This is a genomic window from Planctomycetota bacterium, assembly GCA_039819165.1.
Lineage (GTDB): Bacteria > Planctomycetota > Phycisphaerae > Phycisphaerales > UBA1924 > JAHCJI01.
Genome location: JBCBSM010000001.1, coordinates 581,569 through 604,976 on the forward strand (window position 1 = coordinate 581,569; position 23,408 = coordinate 604,976).

General features: G+C 69.9%; 18 protein-coding genes and 2 tRNA genes. 10 read left to right on the forward strand and 10 right to left on the reverse strand.

Annotation, left to right across the window (positions count from 1 at the left end; all coding sequences use genetic code 11):
• The first annotated feature begins 4 nt into the window (after nucleotides 1-4).
• The 4 genes from AAFX79_02615 to AAFX79_02630 all read left to right on the forward strand — a co-directional run bounded on the left by AAFX79_02615 (nucleotide 5) and on the right by AAFX79_02630 (nucleotide 6,588).
• Nucleotides 5-1,111 carry an MraY family glycosyltransferase gene (locus tag AAFX79_02615; protein ID MEO1007436.1) on the forward strand — a complete coding sequence of 369 codons (1,107 nt, stop codon included), beginning with the start codon at nucleotides 5-7 and terminating at the stop codon, nucleotides 1,109-1,111.
• Nucleotides 1,104-3,395: an O-antigen ligase family protein gene (locus AAFX79_02620; GenBank protein MEO1007437.1), complete on the forward strand. Its 2,292-nt coding sequence runs from the start codon at nucleotides 1,104-1,106 to the stop codon at nucleotides 3,393-3,395. Before AAFX79_02615 ends, AAFX79_02620 begins: the two co-directional genes overlap by 8 nt.
• 255 nt (nucleotides 3,396-3,650) lie before the next feature.
• Nucleotides 3,651-5,771 (forward strand): elongation factor G, encoded by a 2,121-nt coding sequence (gene fusA, locus AAFX79_02625; GenBank protein MEO1007438.1) that lies wholly within the window; start codon nucleotides 3,651-3,653, stop codon nucleotides 5,769-5,771.
• 205 nt (nucleotides 5,772-5,976) lie between these two features.
• Nucleotides 5,977-6,588 carry a nucleoside monophosphate kinase gene (locus AAFX79_02630; GenBank protein MEO1007439.1) on the forward strand — a complete coding sequence of 204 codons (612 nt, stop codon included), beginning with the start codon at nucleotides 5,977-5,979 and terminating at the stop codon, nucleotides 6,586-6,588.
• 21 nt (nucleotides 6,589-6,609) lie between these two features.
• Here the strand turns inward: AAFX79_02630 and AAFX79_02635 are convergent, their stop codons facing one another.
• Nucleotides 6,610-7,917, reverse strand: coding sequence for a transglutaminase domain-containing protein (locus AAFX79_02635; GenBank protein MEO1007440.1), 1,308 nt, complete (start codon nucleotides 7,915-7,917; stop codon nucleotides 6,610-6,612).
• A gap of 238 nt (nucleotides 7,918-8,155) precedes the next feature.
• Here AAFX79_02635 and AAFX79_02640 point away from each other — a divergent pair, with 238 nt between their 5' ends.
• Together AAFX79_02640 and AAFX79_02645 are read left to right on the forward strand one after the other, a co-directional pair.
• Nucleotides 8,156-9,667 (forward strand): class II fumarate hydratase, encoded by a 1,512-nt coding sequence (locus AAFX79_02640; protein MEO1007441.1) that lies wholly within the window; start codon nucleotides 8,156-8,158, stop codon nucleotides 9,665-9,667.
• A gap of 28 nt (nucleotides 9,668-9,695) precedes the next feature.
• On the forward strand, nucleotides 9,696-10,517 hold the full coding sequence (locus AAFX79_02645; protein MEO1007442.1) for a UbiA family prenyltransferase: 822 nt from the start codon (nucleotides 9,696-9,698) through the stop codon (nucleotides 10,515-10,517).
• A gap of 43 nt (nucleotides 10,518-10,560) precedes the next feature.
• On the opposite strand, the gene AAFX79_02650 is transcribed toward AAFX79_02645, so the two are convergent.
• The 6 genes from AAFX79_02650 to AAFX79_02675 all read right to left on the reverse strand — a co-directional run bounded on the left by AAFX79_02650 (nucleotide 10,561) and on the right by AAFX79_02675 (nucleotide 15,372).
• Nucleotides 10,561-10,633, reverse strand: a tRNA-Ala gene (locus AAFX79_02650).
• Nucleotides 10,634-11,321: 688 nt separating this feature from the next.
• Nucleotides 11,322-12,482: a GC-type dockerin domain-anchored protein gene (locus tag AAFX79_02655; protein MEO1007443.1), complete on the reverse strand. Its 1,161-nt coding sequence runs from the start codon at nucleotides 12,480-12,482 to the stop codon at nucleotides 11,322-11,324.
• A 67-nt stretch (nucleotides 12,483-12,549) separates the two neighbouring features.
• On the reverse strand, nucleotides 12,550-13,497 hold the full coding sequence (locus AAFX79_02660; protein MEO1007444.1) for a prepilin-type N-terminal cleavage/methylation domain-containing protein: 948 nt from the start codon (nucleotides 13,495-13,497) through the stop codon (nucleotides 12,550-12,552).
• Nucleotides 13,494-14,726 carry a phytase gene (locus tag AAFX79_02665; GenBank protein ID MEO1007445.1) on the reverse strand — a complete coding sequence of 411 codons (1,233 nt, stop codon included), beginning with the start codon at nucleotides 14,724-14,726 and terminating at the stop codon, nucleotides 13,494-13,496. The genes AAFX79_02660 and AAFX79_02665 overlap by 4 nt, the downstream gene beginning before the upstream one ends.
• A 49-nt stretch (nucleotides 14,727-14,775) precedes the next feature.
• On the reverse strand, nucleotides 14,776-15,054 hold the full coding sequence (locus AAFX79_02670) for a helix-turn-helix domain-containing protein (GenBank protein MEO1007446.1): 279 nt from the start codon (nucleotides 15,052-15,054) through the stop codon (nucleotides 14,776-14,778).
• Between the two features lie 245 nt (nucleotides 15,055-15,299).
• A tRNA-Ala gene (locus AAFX79_02675) sits at nucleotides 15,300-15,372 on the reverse strand.
• 105 nt (nucleotides 15,373-15,477) lie between these two features.
• Between AAFX79_02675 and AAFX79_02680 the strand changes: the two genes are divergently transcribed.
• Together AAFX79_02680 and AAFX79_02685 are read left to right on the forward strand one after the other, a co-directional pair.
• Nucleotides 15,478-16,758 (forward strand): DUF1570 domain-containing protein, encoded by a 1,281-nt coding sequence (locus AAFX79_02680; protein ID MEO1007447.1) that lies wholly within the window; start codon nucleotides 15,478-15,480, stop codon nucleotides 16,756-16,758.
• Between the two features lie 99 nt (nucleotides 16,759-16,857).
• Nucleotides 16,858-17,895: a hypothetical protein gene (locus tag AAFX79_02685; protein ID MEO1007448.1), complete on the forward strand. Its 1,038-nt coding sequence runs from the start codon at nucleotides 16,858-16,860 to the stop codon at nucleotides 17,893-17,895.
• A 32-nt stretch (nucleotides 17,896-17,927) separates the two neighbouring features.
• Here the strand turns inward: AAFX79_02685 and AAFX79_02690 are convergent, their stop codons facing one another.
• Nucleotides 17,928-18,929 (reverse strand): peptidylprolyl isomerase, encoded by a 1,002-nt coding sequence (locus AAFX79_02690; protein ID MEO1007449.1) that lies wholly within the window; start codon nucleotides 18,927-18,929, stop codon nucleotides 17,928-17,930.
• 208 nt (nucleotides 18,930-19,137) lie between these two features.
• Entirely contained in the window at nucleotides 19,138-19,836 is a 699-nt protein-coding gene (locus tag AAFX79_02695) for a hypothetical protein (GenBank protein ID MEO1007450.1), read from the reverse strand.
• Nucleotides 19,837-20,149: 313 nt separating this feature from the next.
• On the opposite strand from AAFX79_02695, the gene AAFX79_02700 reads away from it, so the two are divergent.
• Nucleotides 20,150-20,725 (forward strand): sigma-70 family RNA polymerase sigma factor, encoded by a 576-nt coding sequence (locus tag AAFX79_02700; GenBank protein ID MEO1007451.1) that lies wholly within the window; start codon nucleotides 20,150-20,152, stop codon nucleotides 20,723-20,725.
• Nucleotides 20,722-21,537 carry a hypothetical protein gene (locus AAFX79_02705; GenBank protein MEO1007452.1) on the forward strand — a complete coding sequence of 272 codons (816 nt, stop codon included), beginning with the start codon at nucleotides 20,722-20,724 and terminating at the stop codon, nucleotides 21,535-21,537. Before AAFX79_02700 ends, AAFX79_02705 begins: the two co-directional genes overlap by 4 nt.
• Nucleotides 21,538-21,587: 50 nt before the next feature.
• Here the strand turns inward: AAFX79_02705 and AAFX79_02710 are convergent, their stop codons facing one another.
• Nucleotides 21,588-23,405 (reverse strand): hypothetical protein, encoded by a 1,818-nt coding sequence (locus AAFX79_02710; protein ID MEO1007453.1) that lies wholly within the window; start codon nucleotides 23,403-23,405, stop codon nucleotides 21,588-21,590.
• Between the last annotated feature and the right edge of the window lie 3 nt (nucleotides 23,406-23,408).

Here is a 23,408-nt window from a genome sequence, read left to right on the forward strand (position 1 = left end):
CCCGATGCCGCTGCTCGTCCTTGGACTCGGCCTGGTTGCGCTGGTGGTCGGCCTGCTGGCGACCGGCGCGGCGGTGGCGGCCGGTCGGCGGCTGGAGGCCCTCGACGCACCGGGCGTCGCCGGGCAGGTCAAGGCCGCGCCCCGGCGGGTGCCCAACATCGGTGGCGTGGGCATCGCAGCGGGCATCGTGCTGCCCCTGGCCGTCGTGGGCCTCATCGTTGGGCTCTCGCAGCCGCCGGCGATGCACCCGGACGCAGCCGAGCACGTCGACGGCCTCCGCGGGAGCCTGCCGGGCCTGGCCTGGCTGCTGGCGGCCCTGCTCGGGCTGCACGCCCTCGGGCTGATCGATGATCGGCGGCCGCTGGGCCCTTGGCTGAAGCTCGGGCTGATGGCCCTGCCGTGCATCGCGGTGCCGCTGCTGACCGACACCCGCATGCTGGTGCTGCTCGATGCGCTCCCGGGGGGCTACGCGCTCTCGGTGGCGGTGACGGCGGCCTGGCTGCTGGCGATGACCAACGCCCTCAACTTCCTGGACAACATGGATGGTCTGGCGGCGGGCCTGGCGGCCATCGCGTCGGGCTTCCTGCTGTTCACGGTGCTGGCGGCCGGCCAGTGGTTCGTGGCGGGCATGCTCGCGTGCGTCGCCGGCTCGTGCCTGGGCTTCCTGCCCTGGAACTTCCCACGGGCCCGCATCTTCATGGGCGACGGGGGCTCGCTGGTGCTGGGCTTCGCCATGGGCTTCCTGAGCGTGCGGGGGACCTACGTCAACGCCGAGGCGGGCAACTGGTACGCCGCGTTGCTCCCGCCGCTGGTGCTCGCCGTCCCGCTATACGACCTGGCGACCGTCGTGCTGCTGCGGCTGGCCCAGGGCCGCAGCCCACTGGTCGGCGACCTGCAGCACGTGAGCCACCGCCTGGCCGACCGCGGCCTGGGCCGCACCGGCGCCGTGCTCGCGCTGTGGGGCCTGGCGGCCATCAGCGGCGTCTCGGGCGTACTGCTGGCGCGGGTCGATGCCGCGGGCGCGGTCCTCATCGCGGTGCAGGCGGCGGCGGTCGTCGTGGTGCTCGCGGCCCTCGAGTTCTGGCCGATGCGGTGGGGCGGCGATGGCTGACGAGGGCCCACGATCGATGGCGGCGTTCGCGTGCACGATGGTGCTCGCGCTCGTCGCGTGCCTGCGGGCGGCCATCGTCTTCGAGCCCATGCCCGGCTGGGGCCTGGACCCGTTCGTCGTGCCGGCGGCGGCCGGCGCGTTCGGCCCGCGGGAGTCGCTGCTGGCCGACGTCGTCCTGCTCGTGCTCTCGGCCTGCGTGCTGGGCCTCGCGCCCATCCGTCGCTGGCGGACCTGGCTCCCCTGGCTGGCGAGCCTGCCGCTGATCGCGATCGTTGGGCTGGTCCATGGCATGCCCGATGGACCGAGGCCCGCGGATCTATCTCCCGCGATGTCCTGGCTCGCGGCGTGGGCCGCCGCCGGCGCGATTGCGCGTGGCTGCGCGGACCCCGCGGCGAGGCGGGCGGTGCTGGCCGTGCTCGCGGGGTTCACCGCGCTGCTGATCGCCAAGGGCGCGGTCCAGCTCTTCGTAGAGCATCCCCAGACGCTCGAGCGCTTCCGGGCCGACCGTGAGCAGATCCTGGCGGCGCAGGGGCTTCGACCGGATAGCGCGAGCGCCCGCGGCTTCGAGCGCCGCGTCGCGCAGCCCGAGCTGACCGGCTGGTTCTCGTTCTCGAACGTATTCGCGTCCTTCACGGCGGCCGGCACGGTGGCGTTGGTGGCGCTGCTCGTCGCCGAGGTCCGCGCGCGGCGCTGCGATGCGGGCACGGTGCTCCTGGGCCTCGCCTCGATCCTTGCTCTGGCCACGCTGCTGACGACGGCGAGCAAGGGCGCCATCGCCGCGGGCGGCGCGGGGTTGCTGCTCGTGCTGGGGGCGTGGCTGCTGCCGGCGCGCTGGCGGACGGGCCGGGTCGCGGCGTGCGTCGGCGGGGCCGCGATCGTCCTGCCGCTGCTGGCCGTGGTGGCTCGCGGCGCTCTCGGCGACCAGATCGGCGAACTGAGCGTGCTCTTCCGCTGGTTCTACGTCGAGGCGGCGAGCCGCATCGCGATCGACCACCCGCTGCTCGGCGTCGGGCCGGGCGGCTTCAAGGACGCCTACGCCCTGGCAAAGAACCCGCTGAGCCCCGAGAACGCCGCCAGCCCGCACAGCGTGCTCTTTGATGCCACGGCGACCCTGGGCGTGCTTGTGGGACTCCTGGTGGCGGTGGCCATCGTGGGCGCGGCAGTGTGCGCGAGTCGGGCAATGCTGCGTAGGGACGTCGTCGACGAGGAGGCCAGCCGCGCGCCGCGGCTAGCGCTCGTCGCCGGCACCTCGCTGATGGTCGCGATTGGCGCTCGCTTCGAGATCGGCTCGGCGGGCGTACTCACGCCGGCGCTCGCAGCCGCGTGGGTGATTGGGCTCGTCGCGTGGTGGCTGGTGGCCTTCGCGGCGTGGCAGGCGGTGCAGGGGACCCGAGCCATGGCGGTGGCGGCGGGTGCGGCGGCGATCACGCTCATCGCGCACGCGCAGATCGAGATGGCGGCGGTGCTCGTGCCGTCGGCGGCGCTGTGGGCGGCCTGGATCGGGCTGGCGTGCGGTGCCGGCGCTCCGGACACGCCTCCTACGACGCCGCCACGATGGGCGAGATTGGCCGGCCTGGCGCCGGCGCTTTTGGCGGTATTGCTCGCCGCGTGGCCACTGCCGGCGGTGTGGGCATGGCAATCGGCGATGCTCTCGGCCCACGGGCACGCCGCGCTGCCGGGTTCGATCGCGGCACGGCTCCAGGCCGGCGGCGGCGATCCGGCCGTCGCGCGGGCGGCCGCCGACGAGCTTTCGAGCGTTCTCGGAGGACGCGTGCCGCCGGCGGACATCCCTCGCGCAATGCGGCGAGCCTCGGCGATCACCGCGCAGCGCGCGGCGGCCGACCTGGAGCGGGCGGCACGCTCAGCCCCGGCGGACGGGCCCACGCTGCGGATCGCCGCCCGCGCCCGATTCGAGGCCTTCCGCTGGTCCCAGAATCCCGCCGACGCCGAGGCCGCACTCGAGCTGGCACGGCGGGCGTGCGGCACGAGCCCCGCCTCGGCCCAGAACTGGATCTTCCTCGCGGGCCTGCTCGAGGCCGCGACGCCCGATCGGCCGGAGCTCGCATGGGACGCCCTCGGAGCGGCCGTCGAACTCAACCCCGCCAGCGCGCAGCTCCGCTTCCGCCGCTTCGAGGCCGCTCGAGCCGCGGGATGGCCCGATCGGGCGCGGGTGGCCGCCGAGCGAGCCCTCGCGGCACACGAGAACGCCCGCCTCGATCCGCTCGGCGCGGGCCTGTCCGAGGCGCAGATCGCCGCGCTGAAGGCGGCCTTAGCGGGATCTTGACGCGGGCTTCGGCTTGACGCCAACTCGTTGTGTTCTAGCATTTTGCTCGGGCGGGACCGCGGCGGGCCTAGTATCGAGGCTTTGGCCGACGGGGAACACCGGACAACCGCGGCAGCAGCCCAGAACTGCGGCCGATAAGAGCATCTGGATGCAGGGCCCGGCACGGGCCGGAGCGTGTTCCGCGTGCCCTTCCAAGGGGGCGGCCGGACGAGCGTTGGATCCGACGAGGGGATCCGCACAAGCGAGGAAGAAGCCATGGCCGAGTTGCCGCTCAACAGGGTTCGAAACATCGGCATCGCCGCCCACATCGACGCGGGCAAGACGACCGTGACCGAGCGGATCCTGTTCTACACGGGCAAGACCCACAAGCTCGGCGAGGTGCACGAGGGCACCGCGACGATGGACTTCCTGCAGGAAGAGCAGGAGCGCGGCATCACCATCCAGTCGGCGGCGACCACGTGCTCGTGGGTCCGCAACGACATCGACTACCAGGTCAACCTGATCGATACGCCGGGCCACGTCGACTTCACCATCGAGGTCGAGCGGTCGCTCCGCGTGCTCGACGGCGCGGTCGCGGTCTTCGACGGCAAGGAGGGCGTCGAGGCCCAGAGCGAGACGGTCTGGCGGCAGGCCGACCGCTACAACGTGCCCCGCATGTGCTTCATCAACAAGATGGACAAGATCGGGGCCGACTTCGAGTTCAGCTTCAAGTCGATCAAGAAGCGGCTGGGCGCCAACGCCATCGCCGTGCAGATCCCCATCGGCGCCGGCAACGAGCTCGAGGGCATCATCGATCTGCTGGGCATGCGGGCATACTACTTCGATGCCGATGAGCAGGGCGCCGTCGTCACCGAGAAGGACATCCCCGAGAGCATGCAGGCCGACGCCGAGGCGTGGAGGCAGGAGCTGATCGACAGCGCCTGCGCCCTCGACGACGACCTCACCGAGAAGTACCTCGAGGACGAGGATTCGGTCACCGTCGACGACATCCGCGCCGCCCTCCGCAAGGGCACGCTGGCGCTGCAGTGCAACCCGGTCTTCTGCGGGTCGGCCCTGAAGAACATCGGCGTGCAGCGGCTGCTGGACGGCGTCATCGACTACCTGCCCAACCCCACCGAGGTGCCCGAGGTCCAGGGCGTCAACCCCAAGGACCCCGACGAGAAGCTCAGCCGGCCGCACGACGCCAAGGCGCCATTTTCGGCGCTGGTCTTCAAGGTCGTGGCCGACAGCCACGGCGACCTGACCTACACCCGCATCTACTCGGGCACGCTCGAGAAGGGCAGCCGCGTGCTGAACCCCGGCAACGGCAAGCGGGAGATCATCAGCCGCATCTACCAGATGCAGGCCAAGACCCGCGAGCCGCTGGAGGCCGCCCATGCCGGCTCGATCGTCGCGATCATCGGCATCAAGGACTCGATCACGGGCGACACGCTCTGCGATGCCAGCCAGCCCATCCTGCTCGAGCGGATGGACTTCCCCGATCCGGTGATCTCGATGTCCATCGAGCCCAACACCAGCGACGACAAGCGGAAGCTCTCCGAGGCGCTGGTCACCATCCGCCGCGAGGATCCGTCCTTCCAGAGCCACTACGACGAGGAGACCGGCCAGACCATCATCGCCGGCATGGGCGAGCTGCACCTGGAGATCATCAAGAACAAGCTCACCCGCGACATGAAGATCGGCGTGCAGGTCGGCAAGCCCCGCGTTAGCTACCGCGAGGCCATCCAGGGCACCGCCGACAACTGCCGCGGCTTGTTCAAGAAGCAGACCGGCGGCCGCGGCCAGTTCGGCGACGTCACCATCAACCTGATGCCCTACACCAAGGAGCAGGCCGAGGCCGACGGCGTTAAGTTCGTCGACGGCGTGGCCTTCGAGAACAAGATCGTCGGCGGCTCGGTGCCCCGCGAGTTCATCCCCTCGGTCGAGGCCGGCATCCGCCAGACCGCCGTCAGCGGCGTGACGGCGGCCTACCCGCTGATCAACATCAAGGTCGAGCTGGTTGATGGCTCGTCGCACGCCGTCGACAGCTCGCAGGTCGCCTTCGAGCAGGCCGGCCGCCTCGCCCTCCGCGAGGCCGTCGCCAAGGCCCGCAGCGTGCTGCTCGAGCCCATCATGAAGGTCGTCATCATCACGCCCGAGGAGTTCTTCGGCAACGTGACCGGCGACATCTCGGGCCGCCGCGGCATGATCGTCGACACCGAGGACCGCGGCAACGGCATCAAGCAGGTCACCGCCGAGTGCCCGCTGTCGGAGATGTTCGGCTACACCACCTCGCTCCGCGGCATGAGCCAGGGCCGGGCGGCCGCCTCGATGGAGTTCCTCGAGTACCGGGCCATGCCGGCCAACCTGATGCAGGAGGTCATCGCCGCAGGCTGACGCCCGCCGCCCACGTCCGAGTTTGTCCACGCCCCGGGCCCGCACCCGGGGCGTTGTCATTCGGGGATAAGCCCCGGGCCCGAGAAGCCGATGCCGGAGTGCAATTCGCCGGTCCTCGGGCGGGCCGTGCCGCGACGCGGGCCTTACCCTTTCCGCTCGACCGGCGGCCTCGGACCGGGCCGGTGCGACGCGGGGGACACCAGGCATGCCAGACCGCTTTCCGACCGCACTGCTCTTCGGCGCCCCGGGAGCCGGCAAGGGCACGCAGGGCAAGATCCTGGGGCAGATCCCCGGCTTCTTCCACCTGTCCTGCGGCGACGTGTTCCGCAACCTGGACATCCACTCCCCGCTGGGCGAGACCTTCTTCGAGTACTCGTCCAAGGGCGAACTCGTGCCCGACGACGTCACCGTGGCCATGTGGCACGAGAACCTCAAGGCCCAGCAGACCCTGAGCCTGTACCGGCCCCATGCCGACCTGCTGGTGCTCGACGGCATCCCCCGCAACCGCACGCAGGCCGAGATGCTCAATGACCACATCGACGTGCGGTGCATCGTCCACCTGATGTGCAACGACATGGAGGCGATGCTCGTGCGGCTGCGGAAGCGGGCACTCCGCGAGAACCGGCCCGACGACGCCCGCGAGGAGGTCATCCGCCACCGCTGGGAGGTCTACGAGCAGGAGACCCGGCCGGTGCTGGAGTTCTACCCCGACGAGGTCATCCGCGAGGTCGACGCCATCGCGTCACCTGCCGGCGTGCTGCAGCACGCGCTCGAGGCCCTCGTACCCATCCACGACGAGCTGTTCGGCACGTCGTAGGTCCGGAGCCCGTGCGATCCCCTAGCGGGATCGCCGCTGACGCTGGCGTTGCTGCTGCATCTCGCGCTGCGATTCCGCCGTGGTCGGCGTGCGGGTCACATCGAAGGTGATTGCCTGCGTGGCTCGACCGGGCTCGGTGGGCTCGGCGAAGATGCCCCAGAAGCCCGGCGAGCCATAGGCCTTGACCGTCAGCGGCGGGTGGAAGTGGTGCGAGAAGGGCGCCCACCGATCGCTGTCCTCGATGGTGCCGAAGCCCTTCCAGGGCCTCGCGAGTTCCTCGTACTTGCTCACGTCCGGCGCGCGGCTGCTGCGGTCCATCAGGCCGATGAGGTCGATGGGGATCCACACCGAGCGGCCACGCTCGACGAGGGCAAACTCGACCCAGCAGATGATGTCGTCCTCGTCGTCATCGTCGCGCGCGATCATGTCCTCGTCATCGAACTCGACGTCGGCGATCACGCCCAGCACGAGCCGGGCGGGCAGGCCGGCCTGCCGCAGCACGTACACCAGCATCGAGCACGCATCGAACTCGTTCGTGCGGCCGCGGCCGGAGATCGTCCACGGCACGCCCTGGAGCCCGATGCCCTCGATCTCGCCGAGACGGTTGTACTGGAGCCCGTTGCCGTTGGTGTTGCGGATGTGCCGCCAGACCTGGGCCGTGAGGAACTTAGCGACCAGGTACGGCGGGACTTCGCGGGGCTCGCGGCCGAGGGTTTGGAGCAGCCGCTCGACCTTCTCCTGGGCTCGATCGAGGCCCTGGTACGGCTCGCCCGCCAGGTCGAGCTCGATCCCCATCTGGGGCAGCAGCGCCGACGCCGCGTCGGCCGGCCAATCGCCCTGGGGCCACTCCATCGCAATCGCCGCCTCGTCGTCGACCTCGACGGCGTAGGAGGTCATCGGCAGCTTCATCTGCACGCGGATCTCGCGGCCCATGCCCTCGCCCATGGCGAACATGCCCCACCGCGACCCGGCGTGCTTGCCGGGGATGAGCCGCACCGGTTCGGCGACCGCGGGCGGCGCGGGCCGGTCGTCGAGAGTGACCTCGATCGACAGGCCCCGGGGATCGACGCGGTGCGTGCTAGTCCGCTCCAGCACGGGCACCACGACGCTGGCGTTGTCGAAGGTCCACACGTCGTGCTCGGCCGCTCGCTTGGCCCGCACGCTGCCGAAGTCTTGCCAGGCGCGGATGTCGACGCGGAAGCTGAGCGTCCAGCGCTCCGGCTCGCGCTGCCGGATGACCGCTTGGGCCGACGCGGCCGGCGGCATCGCGGTGCACGCCAGGATCGACAGGACGCCCGCCAACGACGCTAGTCCGAAGTGTGCTCGCACCTGGGTCGCCCCCCTTGCGCCGGTTCGTCCCTCCGCACGTCCACGCGTCGCGGACGATGCGCCGGCCGGCACGCGAAACTGTACGGCCCCCTGGCGGGCGGGTTGCGGCGGGGGCCGGGTGGCCGTGGACGGCCTCGATCGGGGGCGCGGCGGCGACCTTCCCTAGCATCTCCCGGCCGTCCGACGCCGCCCGGTCGGCTCCGAACCCAAGAGACTCGCACCGCAAGGAGGCCCCGCCATGGCAACGACCGCCACCCCCGAGACCCGCACGGAGAAGGACGCCCTGGGCGCCCTGGAGGTGCCCGCGGATGTGCTCTACGGGGCCAGCACCCAGCGGGCGGTCGACAACTTCCCGAGCTTCCGCCCCGTGCCGGACGCGATCTTGCGGGCCTACGTGCTGCTCAAGCGGGCCGCGGCCGAGGCCAACAACGAGATCGGCTGGCTGGAGGACGAGCGGGCCCGGCTCATCGCCGCCGCGTGCGATCGGCTCGAGGCCGGGCTGCCCGGCGACGGCGGGCTGGGCCGCCACTTCCCCGTCGACGTCTTCCAGACCGGCTCGGGCACCAGCACCAACAACAACTTCAACGAGGTGATCGCCAACCTCGTCTGCCGGGACCGCACCGGCGAGATCGGCGGGAGCAAGGACAAGGCATACATCGCCGCCGGCGGCGTGCACCCCAACGACCACGTCAACCTGGGCCAGTCCTCCAACGACACCTTCCCCACCGCCATACACGTGGCCGCCGTGCAGGCCATCGCCCGCGGCCTGCTGCCCGAGCTCGGCCGGCTCGCGGCGGCGCTCGAGGCCAAGGCGGACGCCTTCCGAACCATCGTCAAGAGCGGCCGCACCCACCTCATGGACGCCACGCCCATCGGCATGGGCCAGGTCTTCGGCGGCTACGCGCGGCAGGCACGCTTGGGCGAGGACCGGCTGCGGCGCGCCCTCGACGTCCTCGCCGAGCTGCCCATCGGCGGCACCGCGGTGGGCACGGGCATCGAGACGCACGAGCGCTTCGGCGCACTGGTCGCCGCCAAGCTCGCCGATGCCACGGGCTGCGACTTTCGCGAGGCCGCCGACCACTGCGAGGCCCAGCACGCCAAGGACGCCGTCGTCGAGGCATCCGGCCACCTGCGGACGCTCGCGGTGAGCCTGACCAAGATCGCCAACGACATCCGCTGGATGGGAAGCGGTCCACGGTGCGGGTTGGGTGAGCTGCGGCTGCCCGAGATCCAGCCCGGCTCGTCGATCATGCCCGGCAAGGTCAACCCGGTCATCTGCGAATCGGTGGTCATGGCCTGCTGCCAGGTGCTCGGCAACGACCGCGCCATCGAGGCCGGCGGGCTGGGCGGCATCGGCAGCATCCTTGACCTCAATGTCGCCATGCCCATGATGGCCGCCAACTTGCTCGACTCGATCGACCTGCTCGAGCAGTCCTGCCGCGTCTTCCGCGAGAAGCTGATCGAGGGTCTCGAGGCCCACGCCGACCACTGCGAGGACCTGGCCAAGCGGAGCAGCGCCGTGTGCACGGGGTTGAAGAACATCATCGGCTACGAAGCCGCGGGCGAGCTCGCCGTTGAGGCGCTCGAGAGCAAGCGGAACGTGGTCGACGTCGCCGTCGAGCGGATCACCGCCGAGTGGCTCGCCGAGCGGAAGGTCTCGCTCTCGGACTCGGATCGTGCGCGGGTGCTCGACGAGGCGGGCCTCCGCGACCTGCTCGACCCCAAGAACATGATCGCGCCGAGCCGCTGAGCGAGGCGCGAATCCCCGCGAGCCGCCGGTGCCCCACCGACTCGAGCACGCGTGCCTGCCCGCGGCGATCTACGCCGGCGGCGCGGCGTCGTGCGTGCTCACGCTCGCCGGCGGCGCCCCGGGCCACGAACAGGCGCTGGCGATCGGATTCACCGCGGCCGTCGCATGGATGGCCTACATCCTCGATCGCGCCAAGATCTTCGCCCGGTGGCACGACCCGGCCGACCGGCTCGCGCGACCCGAGCGGGACGCCTGGGTCCGGGCCCACCGCGGAGGATTGCTCGCGGGGGCGGCCGCGCTCGCCACGATCGGCGTCGTGTTCGCCCTCGCCCTCCGCCCCTGGCTCGCGACGTTCGTGCCCGCGGGCGCGGCGGCGGTGATTGCCTACGGCTCTCGGGACGCCGCCAGCGACCGCACGCGGCCGAAGGACGTCCTGCTGCTCAAGAACGCGCTCACGGCGGCGGCCTTCGCCACGCTCGCGTGCAGCTCGACGAGTGCGGCCGGTATCGACCCGCGGGCCGTCGCATCGCCGGGCTTGTTCCTGGCTTGTGTCGTGCTGGGCGACGCGGTGCTGTGCGACATCGAGGACCTGCACGCCGACGAAGCCCACCGCACCAGGACGGTCGCCGTCGCCGCCGGCCCGCGGACCGCTCGGACGCTCGGGCTGGGCATCCTGGCACTCACGGCGACGTCGTGGCTGGTCTTCGTCGATCGCACGCCGGCCTCGGCGGTGATCGCGGCCGGCCTCTGGCTCACCGCCACGCTCGCGGTGTGGGCGACCCACCGCGTGCGCATCGCCATCGATCTCCGCATGGGTGTCGTCGCCCTCGCGGCGGCCCTGATCGCGTAGCCACGATCGCACCCAGTGCGAGACCGGCGAGCCGAAAGCCCAATGGAGCGGAGGCGACTCGAACGCCCAACTTCCAGCGTGCAAAGCTGGCAACCCACCGCCGCAAACCCTGATTCAACAGTCACCTACAAATCATCGCCCGACAATCCCCGCGCAAACCCCAGCAGTTGCGGGCAGAATGGCCCCGATCTGGGTGACCTAAGCACTGACCTGTGCGCCCTCATCGAGGCGTGGTCGGACCTGCCCGAGCCGATCAGGCGGGCCGTCGTGGCGATGGTCGCGGCGAGCAGGGGCTGACGCCGCTGGTGTTCTGGCACGTCTTGCACCGAATTCAGGCCCACTCCGGGCCATTATCTTGGCGGGGGAAGGGGGGCTCCCCGCTGCCGACCTCCTCAGAATTAGACCGCACAGCATTGCTCAACAAAAACGCGGCGTCCATCCCAACTCAAACTGGGAGGGCGCTTGTATCTATACGGAGAAACCAAAGTGGCTGCCAAACTGGAGCACCCTTGGCCAAGCGGATGGCCGCCCATCTTCATCGTGAATCCGGACGGCCACGCACGCCCTTGCCCCTTCCTCTTGGGTTGGGCCTTGATGATCTGATCGACTTCCTGCGACTCCACGACATTACCCATCCAAGGGCTTCGATCAGTCGGTATCGCAAAATGGGCCTGAAGAGTGTCCGGGTGGGCCGGCGTGTCTGGTTCAGGCTGGATGACGTGCTGGCGTTCTTGGAGTCCCAGCAGCGGGCACATACGCCTCCACCGTCCAACTTACTCCTGACGGGGGCACGCTCGCCACATCTTATGGGCACCCCGCATCGAACGCGTTCTGGAACGCGAGGAAGTCGAAGATCGTCAGCTCGCCGTCGCCGTCGAAGTCGGCCGCCAGGTCCCCGGCGTCGAAGAGGTTCTGGAACGCGAGGAAATCGAAGATGGTCAGCTCGCCGTCGCCGTCGATGTCCGGGAGGCAATCGCTCGCGGTCGGCTCGAGGATCCAGATGAAGTTCTGGGTGAACGAATCGCCCTGGTTGGTGAGGAACAGCGTGCCCCGCGAGGCGTCGAATGCGAGGGACTCGAGCTGGAGCACGAACCCGTCGACCTCGAGGAGCGGCTCACCCAGGTCGTCGAAGAGCGGCTCGTAGCCGACCTGGGTGCCGTCCAGGTCGAACGCCTGCAGGCCCGGGCCCACGTCGTCGAGCGCGACCATCACGGACTCGGTGCCAAACGGGTTCGCCGCGGTGTCGGCCAGGTAGGTCAGCCCCTTGGGGTCGCCCGGGATGGCCGGGTCGAGGCCGTTGCCGATCGGGAACTCCGAGAGGAAGCCGCCGTCGGTGTCGAAGATGACGCACTTGAACGCGAAGTCCTCGTCCTGGTCGATGGTGTAGAACTCGTCGCGCGTCGGCACGTAGGCGACGTCCTCGCAGTCGTTGTTGAACGGTTCGGTCAGCAGGCCGCAGTCGAAGCCGGTGCACCCAGCGCTGGTCTCGATCAGCGTGCCGTCGGCCAGCGAGAAGCCGAACAGCGCCTCGCTGCCCGAGCTGGCGACGACGTCGCCCCCCGCGGCCAGGCCCGTCGAGCCGGTGTTGATGGTCACGCCCGAGACGTTCAGGTCGAACTCGGCGAGCTCGTCGACGAACCGGATCACCTCGCCAAACGCCAGGCCAGTGATCACGCCGTCGCCATCGCGGACCAGGTCGATCTTCACGATGGCGTTGCTCGGCCCGCTCTGGTCGGCGAGCTGGTCGGTGGTCATGATCAGGGCGTCCTCGCCCGGCAGGTAGTGGGTGCCCTCGACCTCGAAGAGCACCAGGTCGAAGCCCGGGAAGAAGGGGTTCTCGAACGTGATGGTCGAGTAGTCGAACCGCGTCACGTCGTACGTCACGCCGAACAGGTCGATCGAGTCCTGGGCGACGGCCAGGCCGCTGGCGGCGGCGAACACGGAAACGGCGATTGCGCGCTGCATGGTGGTATCTCCTCTCTCGCAACCGATCGCCGGCGGGCACACGACGCGCGCCCGCGACCGGAGATTCTCAGAAAGTCAGGCCCGGCCGCGTCAGCCAACCGCCGTAGACCTTGTCCCCGAGCTCGGGGTACTCGTGCGTGAGCCACCCGCTAATCTGCGCGGGCGTGGCCTCGAATGTGCCCGTTCGCGTGGTGTCACTGAACACCGCGACGTGGCCATCGGCGAACAGAATCTGCGCGTGTATCTTGTCGTGGTTGTACTCGGCGGTCTGGATCTTGCTGGACTTGCCGTGGTTGGGGCCCCAGTCGGTGTAGTCCTGGCGGCCCCAGACGTTGCCACCCGGACCGGTGGCGCGGAGCGGACCGTCGGTGAGCGCCTTCGCCGCGGGCAGGCGTTCGCCCTCGATCACCACGAAGTCGTCGAGGTTCTGCACCGTGCCGTTGCCCAGCAGCGGCAGCCGGCTGGTCGTTGTGTTCGCGGTGATCCAGTCCTCACGCAACGGCCCGCGGGTGAAGTCGCGCTCCTTAGCCCGGCCCGTGCGCTTATCGAGCATGTCCGTGTGGGCGGTGTACCACGCCAGGCAGTAGTTCGTGTTGAACCCCCGGCGCACGAGGTCATCGATCTCAGCCGCCGAGAACGCCCTCCACGCCGTCGAGCCGCTCATGCGGTCGAACGCGAGATTCTGCGTGTGCTGCCCCGGGCTGGCGGGGTTGAGCAACTCGCCGGGCTTGCCGTACCCGCCCAGCACGAAGTCGGCGACCCATCCCTTCTCGTCCATCGGCCCTTCGCTGCGTTCCGAGCGATTGTCCCACGTGCCGGTGCTGTAGAGTCCGGCGTTGTCGGCCGAGTGCGTCATAAACATGATGCCAAGTTGCCGCTGGTTCGACGCGTCCTTGGCCATCCGGGCCGAGTCGCGCGCGCCGGCGAGCGACGGCAGCAGGATGCCCAGCAGCAGCGCGATGATGGCGATGACGACGAGCAGTTCGATCAGCGTGAAGCCGCGACCACGGTTCATGGTGCGTGTCCTCCTTGTGCCGCCGCCCGGTGCGCGCTCGCCGACTCGAGCACCGCCCGGACTCGCTCCCAGGGTACGAGCTTGAAGTTCTGGTTCGCGCGTTCGCCATCGGTGCCCGACCCGAGCGTGTTCTCGTCGTCCTGCACGACGAGCACGCCGTGCGGGAAGCCCGGCCCGAGATCGCCCACGTAGACGGCCAATCCGTCCGTGTGCGAGACGTCGTCGATGCCGTCCCCACCCCCAACCCGGAATGAGCCGACGTAGCGGTTCGGCGGCCGACGCTCGTAGGCGTCGAAGCGATCGGCCTCCTGGCTCGAGACGAGCAGGTAGCCCGCGCCGTCGGGACCCTCGATAGCGATGTCGACGCCCTCGACGTCGGCGGTCAGCCGGCCGTGCGGCTCCACCAGGTCGACGGGTGCACGCTCGTGGTCGCTCTCTTCGGTCGAGAACGGATGGTCCTCGGGCAGCGTCCACGGCTCGGCGTGGTACCGCCACAGGCCCGTGCGCTCCTCGCCGACGTACAGCCAGCCCAGCTCATCGTCGGCGGCCATGCCCTCGACCTGGCCGCCCACGTTGAACGTGCGGACGAGCCTTGGGGAGTAGCCGGTAATCGTGGAGAGTCCGGTGAGGTCTCCCAGCAGATCGAGGCGCCACTGCTGCACACGGCCGGACTTGTCGTTCACGAACACGTGAATCTTGCCGGTCGATGCGCTGCGGTACATGCACAACCCATAGGGCTCATCGAGCTGCTCGGAGGGTTCGGGGACCTCCACGCCCGCAAGCAACGGCCACCCCTTGTTGTGCGAAGGCGGGACGGCGAACATCTCGAACCCGCCGCCGCGACGATCGCTCGCGGCGAACACGGGCCGCGTGGGCGCGTCATCCCCGATGAGCCGGGCGAGGCGGAAGTCCACGTTGTTGGGCCGTACGTCGAAGGAGTACTGCCGCTCGCGGCCCTGAAGGTCGTACACCGCAAGACCGCCGCGCTTGTCGGTGCCAACGATCGCTCCCGCGTGCTCTTGGCTCCCGGGCATGAACGGCCACACCACGGCGTCGTCCGCCGCATCGTCCTCACTCGGCATTGGCTCGGTCTCAACGGTCGCGAGCACGACCGGGATCCGCGGCGCAGATCTGGCCTCGCCGGCTGCGTCCTGGTCGTGCGCGCGCGTCCAACTCGCGGTCGCGAGGACGCCCAAGCCGAGCACCCTGCGGAAGCCCCGGGGAACCATGCACGACTATCTGCTCGCGAAGGGGCCGCCGGGCTGGCTTTGCAAACTCTTAATGCTTGGGCTGCCCGTGGGACGCACCCCATTCGTAGAGGGCCTTGAGGACCGGACCGAGGCTCCGGCCCCGCTCGGTGAGGACGTACTCCCATCGCGGCGGATGCTCTTCGTACAGCCGGCGTTCGATCACGCCGTCGGCCTCGAGATCCTTGAGCCGCTGGGACAGCGTGGTCGGTCCGATGCCGTCCAGCGAATCCTGGAGGCCCTGGAATCGCCTCGATGGGTTGAGGAACAGATCCCGCAAGATCAGGATCGTCCAGCGTTCGCCGATCACGTCCAGGCTCGCCGATACGGCCGGCGCTGTTGCCGCCCTGCCCAGCATCGGAACGCCCGACACCCAGCAAGCCACGGGCACCACGGACGCCCAGCCCGAGAACGGACCCCCGCGCATACACCAGCGCATGCAGGGCGAAAGCGGGCGTTTCGTGGCTAAGCGTGGCACAAACCGCGACAACGGCCAGAGCGTTGCCGGGGCCGTAAACACCGGGAAAAACAGCGTTTCCAGCGTTGGAGAGGGAATGGAGCGGAGGCGACTCGAACGCCCAACTTCCAGCTTGCAAAGCTGGCACTCTACCAATTGAGTTACCGCCCCCGGAAGGGTCCGACTATACGCGGCGAGGCCACATCGGCGGCCGGGCGTCCCGCGTCCGTCGATGTCGGGGCGGGAGGGTGCCGATAGCCTGTGCGGAGGTGTTCGATGGGCATCGCACGCGGCGTCTGCACAGCCACCTGGCTCCTGTTCGCCGCCCTACTCGTGGCGGGCGGACCGAGGGTTTCCGCGCAGCAGCCCTCCAACGCCGGCGAGGCCGACGCAATGCGGCCCGCCCGGGAGGCCGAGCGGGCCGGCCGATTCGACGAGGCCTTCGACGGCTATCTGGAGGCCTGGCACGATCCGACATTCCGGGTCGACGCCGCCCGCCGGGCACGGGCCATAGAACGCATCGGCCGCTTCTCGCTCGGCGACGACGAGGAGGCCCTAGAGCAGCTGCGGCGAGAGCTCGGCCCGGGCTTTGCGGCCTACCGATCGAAGGCCTTCGTCGTGTTGTCCAATGCCGACGACGCGTGGACCCGCACCCGCGTGACGCTGCTGGAGCGCGCCCGCGCCCAGTACTTCCGCGAGATGGACCGCCTGGGCATCCCGGTGCACCCCCACCGCACCCGCCTGGTATGCGTGATCTTCGCCACGCACGATGAGTACGTGCGGCACGCCCGCGAGCGCGACGGCTTCGACGCCGGGTGGGCCGCGGGCTACTACGGCAGCGAGCGAAACGTCATCGTGATGTACGACGACCGCAGCTCGCCCCAGCTGGCCGACGCCATCCAGGAGCTTGCCATCCACGAGGGCCGCGTGGACGAGCTGCGGCTGCAGGCGACCGACGCCGAGCGCGCCGGCGGCTTCGACAAGGCCCGCATGCTCCGAAATGCCGCGGCCGAGCTGGACGACCAGATCCGCGACGAGCGGACGCGGATCGAGCGGGCCATCGGCGACTTCGGCGTCGCGAAGGCGATCCACGAGGCCATCCACCTCCTGGCGTTCAATACCGGGCTGCAGTCTCGGCAGCGCTCGTATCCGGTCTGGGTCAGCGAAGGGCTGGCCTCCAGCTTCGAGACCGCCTCGGTCAACGCAGCCTTTGGCTTCATGCACCCATACGAGCCCCGGGACCGGGACCTCGCCGACGCCGTGCTCACCGGCACCCTACCGGCGTTCCGCGAGCTGGTGGCGCTCGAGACGACCCAGGGCGTGCATGCCGCCGGTGCGCGGCCGATCTACGCCGCGTCGTACGGGCTCTTCCGCGAGCTCTACCGCACCAATCGTGCGCAGCTGCAGCGGTACCTGATCGCCCTGGCCGACCAGCCCCGCGGCCGCCTGTCACCCGCCCAGCACGTCGAGCTCTTCGAGCGGCACTTCGGCGCAGTCGAGGCGCTCGAACGGCGGCTGCTGCGTCGGTGGTCCGTCTGGGCCGAGCAGCAGCAGTAGCGGCAGCACCAGCAGCAGCACGATGCCCCGCAGGCTAGTGATGACTATCCTCGCGTGCGAAACGGCCCATTCCCGTGGGCTCGCCGGAGGGATCGCACCGTGGGACCCAAGCTCGGCGTAGCGGCGTGCGTGGCGTTGGGGTGCTGCGGCCCCGCGGCGGCGCAAGACGACCCGCCGGCCGATCAGGCCGGCGACGTGCAAGGCGAGACCCCGGGCGTGCAAGCCCAGGATGCGCAGGGTCAGGTTGCGGAGAGCCAGGTTGCGGAGAGCACGGAGGGCGATCCGCCGGTCCAGGGTCCGCCTCCCCAGCTCCCCCCGCGCTTCAGCTTCGACCTCAGCCAGACCGGCGACTTCGAGGCCGGCGGGCACATCGACGGCGGCGGCGACGTCTTCGTCGCCCGCATCGGCCAGGAGGTCGGCCTCACCTGGCTTCCCTCGCTCCGCACCCGGGCACGCTTCACCCTGGGCAACGAGCTGACCTTCTACGACTTCGATGACGCCTTCGTGCTCGACCCCATAGACGGCGATCCGTTCGACTCATTCAACGAGCAGTCGCTGGGCGGCAGCGTCTTCCACGTGCCCAACCAGACTTGGACGCTGGTGGCCAACGGCGCGGTCGGCTTCAGCCGCGAGGACGACGCCGACTACGGCGATTCATTCGTCTGGCGGGTTGGCGGCGGTGCGCTCTATCGGGTCCTGCCGAACGTGTCCCTAGGCGCGGGCTTCCTGGCGCAGAGCCGCTTCGACGACGAGATCCGGCTGCTACCCATCCCGCTGGTCGACGTCGAGTTCCAGCTCGCCGAGGACGTCCGCTTCGTGCTCAACACGGTCGACGGCGGCCGCTTCCTCTACGAACCGAGCGACGCGTGGACGTTCTCGCTCATCGGCAATTTCGCCGATGAGCAGTTCCGACTCGACGACGAGGGTTTCGCGCCCGATGGCGTGTTCACCGAGCAGCGGGTCAACGTCTTCGGCGAGGCCGAATGGAAGCCGCTGCCTGGGCTGAGCCTGCGGGCGGGCGTGGGCTCGGTGGTGTACCGCGAGTACGAGATCGAGGACGCCGAGGGCGTCGAGCTCAACGACGCGACGCTCGACCCCGCGGTCTACGCCCGCTTCGGGCTGACCTACCGGTTCTAGCACGGTTCTCCAGGCGGCGTTCTCGCGCGGAGCTACCGCCGCGGATTGGCGGGCTGCGGCCGTGCGACGGGATCGGGTCCCGTACCGATCGACGGAGCGTCGACGAGCCGTGCGGCCACGATGCGGGGCGCCGTCACGGGCTGTCCGCTCGGCAGCAACTCGACCGAGGCGATCGCCTGGATGACCTCCGCGCCGCTCACGGCCTCGCCGAATCCCGTGTAGTTGCCGTCGAGGTGGGTCGTCGCCTGGCGGCTGAGCGCCACGAAGAACTGCGAGCCGTTGGTGTCGGGGTCGGGCGAGCGGGCCATCGAGAGCACGCCGAAGCGGTGCTGCAGCGCGCTGGGCTCGAGATCGATGAACACGCCGGGGCCGCCGAGGCCCGAGCCGACCGGGTCGCCCACCTGGATCACGAAGGGGTGCCCGCTTGGGTGCGTGTTCACGATGCGGTGGAAGGCGATGTCGGTATAGAAGCCCCCGCGGACCAGCTCGCGGATGTGCCACACCGTGTTGGGGGCCTCGTCGGGGCGGAGGCGGAAGCGAACCTCGCCCTCGGTGGTCTCCAGGATCAGGTGCTTGTCGACGTAGGCGCGGATGCCCGAGTAGACGTCCCCTACCGGCGACCAGCGGATCGTGGGCCGGCCGTCGCGGCCCGGCACGCTCTGCGGCCGCTGCGGGGTGATCATCGGCTGCAGCACCACGGGCGGACCAAGGGGGGCGCTACCGGCGTAGGCCTGGGCGTACAGCAGTTCGGGCGTGCTCGTGCTCCATAGCACGGGGAAGAAGGTGGCCAGGTCGACCGCGCCGGGCAGCACCTCCTCGCGGGCGACCTCCTCGCCCGAGGCCGTGTGCAGCGCGATGCTCACCGCGCCCGCGGCCTGCTGCGGCGCCGCGACGCGCACCGGGATGCTGCGATCGATGCCGTAGTAGGTCCGCTCGGGCGTGATCTGCGCCGACACCGGCGCAACCGGAACGACCAGGGCGAGGACCGCGATGCAGCACGCGGCGAAGGATCTCGGCGTTGTCAACCAGTGCATGCGGCCCTCCGGTTCATCAAAATGGGTGCAGATTCGATTGGATGCGGAAACGCGATGCCCAACGCTCCCGTTCCATGGGGACGCGCGGAGCGACAGCGTACGTCAACGCCGCATCGACGGCGAAACCGAGAGGCGATGGCTGGTAGATTCCGTCTCGCGAGCCCGGCCGGAAGGGATCGCGGCGTTGTGGCCGCCGCGGGGGGGCTTGCTAGTTGGACTGGTCGCCGAGCTGGCCATCGATCAAGTCCCACGCCGCCGCCACGGGGCCGGACGCCGCCTGGGACTCGGCGGCCGGAAGCTGGTCGAACAGCTTGCCGCTGTAGTCGCGGAACCAGGTCACCGAAAGATCGGCTCGCATCACGTTGCCGCCGACCTTGTGGTTGTAATCCGCCTGGGTCCGCATGCCGTCGGCGATGAGTGCGGTCCGGCGGGGCTCGATCTTGGAGAGGTACCGCTGGCCGTTCTTGCCCGCGCCGCGGTATTGGTAGTTGCCCACGACGCGGGTCTGCGGACCACCGAAGCAGCAGGCGTAGGCCGAGAAGGGGTGGGCCCCCGTGTGGCTGGGGCAGAAGAACACCTTGCCATCCGAGAGATACTCGTCATAGAAGAGGATGCCGAGGCCATCCCAACCTTCGACCGACGGATCCAGCGGCGGCCCATCCCGCCCGCCATCGCCGAGTCTCAGCAGCAGCATCTGCTCGAGGCGGCCCTTGTCGGGTGAGTTGAAGGTCGTCGGGACGAGCTCGTCCTGGTTGGTATCTGCGTACATCAGCAGGCCGATGCCGATCTGCCGCACGTTGGACGAGCACACGACGCGGTGCGCCGTCTCGGTGGCCCGAGCCAGGGCGGGCAGCATGATCGCGATGAGCAGCATCAGCACGGCGATCGAGACGAGCAGGTCGATCACCGAGAAGCCGCGTGTGCGCGCCGATGCCCCGGAACGCGATCCGGACGGAATGCGAATCTCGCTAGCCAGCGGTCCTACCCCACACATGCCGCGCCCCTTCGCGGGCTTCCACGATAACCAAAATGATACACGGTGCGAACATGCCATTACAACCCCGGTATTCGATTCGTCCGAAATTCGCACCGCACAAAAACCGGACGATTCTGCCCCGTTGATTCTCGGACGCCGCCGCGATGCAACGGCGCCGCAGCGGGCGAACAATTCGGGGTGGTCGACCGCATAGTGCATGCCGGCGGCCGCGCCAAACCTGCCCATGCCCACGCACGAACGAGATCCCGTTGCCGACCAGACCCTGATGCAGGGCGTCGCCTCCGGCGACGAGAAGGCCATCGGCGAGCTGTACGACCGCTTCGGCTCGCTCGTGTACCGCATGGCCTACCAGACCATGCCCACGCGGGCCGACGCCGAGGACGCCGTCCAGGAGATCTTCGTGCGGCTCTGGAAGACCGCCGACCGCTACGACTCCAGCCGGGCGGCCCTCGTGACCTGGGTCATGCTGCTGAGCCGGCGGCACCTGGTGGATCGCCTCCGGCGGAGCCAGGCCCGCCTGAAGACCACCATGCTGGCAGACTCTGGAAACCAGGGTCCGGGAGTCCCCGCTGCGAATCTGTCGCGTCTGGAGCAAGATGAGCGGTATCGGGACGTTCTCGCGCACGTAAAGACCTTGCCGGAACTGCAACAGCGGGTGGTCATTCGTGCGTATCTGGGGGGGCAGACGCTGCGGCAGATCGGCGAGGAATTGGACACGCCGATCGGGACGATCAAGTCGGCCCTGAGCAGGGCTCTCGTCCGCCTGAGAGAGCGCAGCGTTGAGGAAGCGTCCGCATGACGACCATGGATCTCATCGAGCTCGCGGTGCTGGATGCACTGGACATGCTCGACGATGCCGAACGTGAGGCCTTCGAGCGGGCCTTCCGATCGGCGGTCCCCGCCACCCAGGCTCGGGTGCGTGCCGAGCAGGCCCGCCTCGCGAATCTCGACGCCCTGCTGCCCGACGTCGAGCCCGACCCGGCACTCCGCGGCCGCGTGATCGACGCGGTCCGCCAGGCCGTGCTCGCCAGCACCGTGGCCAGCTACTCCGAGTCCGATCAGGATGCCGAGCCGACGCTGCGGCTGCGGTCCAGCGACGGTGTCTCGCGGACCTGGCGCGTTGGCGCCATCGCGTCTGCGGCGGCGGCGATCCTCTTCGGCGTTGCCTTCGGCAGCATGTGGCAGCGCTACAACGAGCTCGACCAGCGGATCCAGGACAACGCCCTCGTGGGCATCGCCATCGAGAGCTTCGGCGCCGAGGCAACCGAGATCTTCCTCGATCGCGAGTCGTACAACGTCGCGGCACTCTCGGCGTCAGACGATTCGGAGAACCCCGGCCTCGCGCTCTGGTACCACCGGGAGCAGGATCTGGGATTCCTGTTCTGCCCGGAACTGCCCGCCAATAGCAACGCGAGCTACGAGCTCGTCGTGCTCGACGACGATGGCGAAATCGACGAGTCGCTCTTCGCCTTCACCGCCAGCGGCTCGTACACCATCGAGCGGATCGAGGGCGTGGAGTTTCCCGCCGGACGCACGCTTGCGGTCGCCTCGGTGGACCGTGTCACGGGCGAGCAGTCGATCCTCTTCCGCACCGACGGCGTGCTCGCCTAGCGATTCCCACCCCGAGCGAGCGGAATTCAGGCGGCACGGCCGTGCCGTCTCTATCCAATGGTGATCCGCGAGAATTGATCGTCGCCGGTCTCGTGCAGCGCGGTGCGGCCCTCGTTGTCGACCTCCTCGCGGACGCGGGCGAGCCGCCTCGAGAGCACACCGGCGAGCAATGCACACGCCAGCGTGCCCCCACCGAGGATGCCTCCTGCGTAGACCGGTCGCTCATCATGCACCGGCTCCGCGTCGGCGCGGGCCTCGCGGGTGACGACGCTCGGCAGCCCGTCGGGGCGGCGGTCGCGGGCCGCGTTGGCCTGGCCGATGAGCGCGATCGCGAGCGTGTCGGCGACGCGGACGGCGCGGCCCGATCCCACGTCGCGAACCTCCAGCATCAGCTCCCCGTCGCGGCCCGACTGCGCCGAGACCGACGTCTCCAGGAACGATCGAAGGTCGATGGCCGACGCGAGTTGCAGGATGCCCCGCCGCTGCATGCGTTCGGCGGCGAACTCCATGAAGCGGGGGTCGGAGAGCAGGTCCTCGTGGAAGGCCTGCCACCCCGCGAGATCCTCGCTGGTGACCTCCCGGCCCCGGGCGTCGTGGGAGATGACGACCGTGGCGTTGTAGGTGGGCGTCGCAAAGTGCCCCGCGGCGAGCCAGCTCAGCCCGCCCAGCAGGCCGACCCCGAACGCCACCGTGGCGAAGACGAGCCCGAAGACGCGGAGGCGTGAGGCCGAAGCGGGAGCCTTGCCTTGACGCGGGGCAGCTCCGCCTGCGGCTGCCTTGGTGTCCTCGGCCGCCTGTCGTTCCTGCGCCAGCGCATCGCGGTTGCGTCGCAACGCACGCCGTACGCTCGCGAGCCGCTGCCGGCGCCTGGCGAGGTGTTCGTCGGCAATGGGTGCGGATGCAGGCGCGGAAGCGCCTTGGTCGAGCTCGGTGCGGAGCTGGGCGATGATCTCGGCCGCGTGCCGCAGCTTCGTGTTGGCCTGCTCCAGCTCGGCCTCGTACTCGGCGAGCCGCTCCTCGGCGGCGGCGTCGATCGGTGCCGGCTCGACGGGATGCGCATCGAAGGCCGGCTCGGCGGCTGGCTGCTCCTGCGCCTCTCGGGACTGCTCCAGCTCGGCTTCGAGGGCGGCCACGCGGGCCCGCAGCAGGTCGGCCTGGCGGGTGTTCTCGGCCAGCCACTGCTGCTGCTGCTTGAGATCGTCGCTGGCGCCGGCGATCTGCTCCTGGCGTTCGGCCAGCTGCCGGGCGAGGGCCGCCAAGCGGCGGTCCTGTTCGTCGAGCGTCCCCGCCCGCTCCTCCACCGCCCGCAGCTGGGCCGCATTCTCGCGGGCGCGGCGGGCGAGCTCGGCGGCCTGGGCGTCCAGGTCCTGCTGCCGCTGGTCGAGCTCGACCGCCGTGGCCGAGATCGCCCGGCGATCCTCCTCGGCGTCGGTGAGCATGCGGCGGGCCTCGGCCTCGCGCTGCTCCAGCTCGGCAACCTGCCGCTCGATCGCCTCGCGCTCGTGGGCGGGCTGGTCGAGCTGGCCCGTGATCTTCGCCTGCTCGTCCTCCCGCTCGCGGCGGGCGGCCTCGATCGACTCGCGGAGCTGCCGCTCGCGGTCGTCCAGCTCCCGGACGCGACGCTTGTACTCCGATTCGGCCTCGTCGATGGCGCGGGCCCGATCGAGCAGCACGGCCTGCTGCTCGTCGAGCTGGGAGGCCCGGTGTTCGAGCTGGGCGCGCTCATCGGGCCGGGACTCGTGCGCCTCGCGGAGTCGCTGCAACCGCCGCTCGATGTCGCGGACGACGCCGCGGATGTCGTCGGCGAGCGCGGTCGGCGCCACGTCGTGCTCGATGGCGTGCTCGTGCTCGGAGGTGGTGTCGTGCATGGT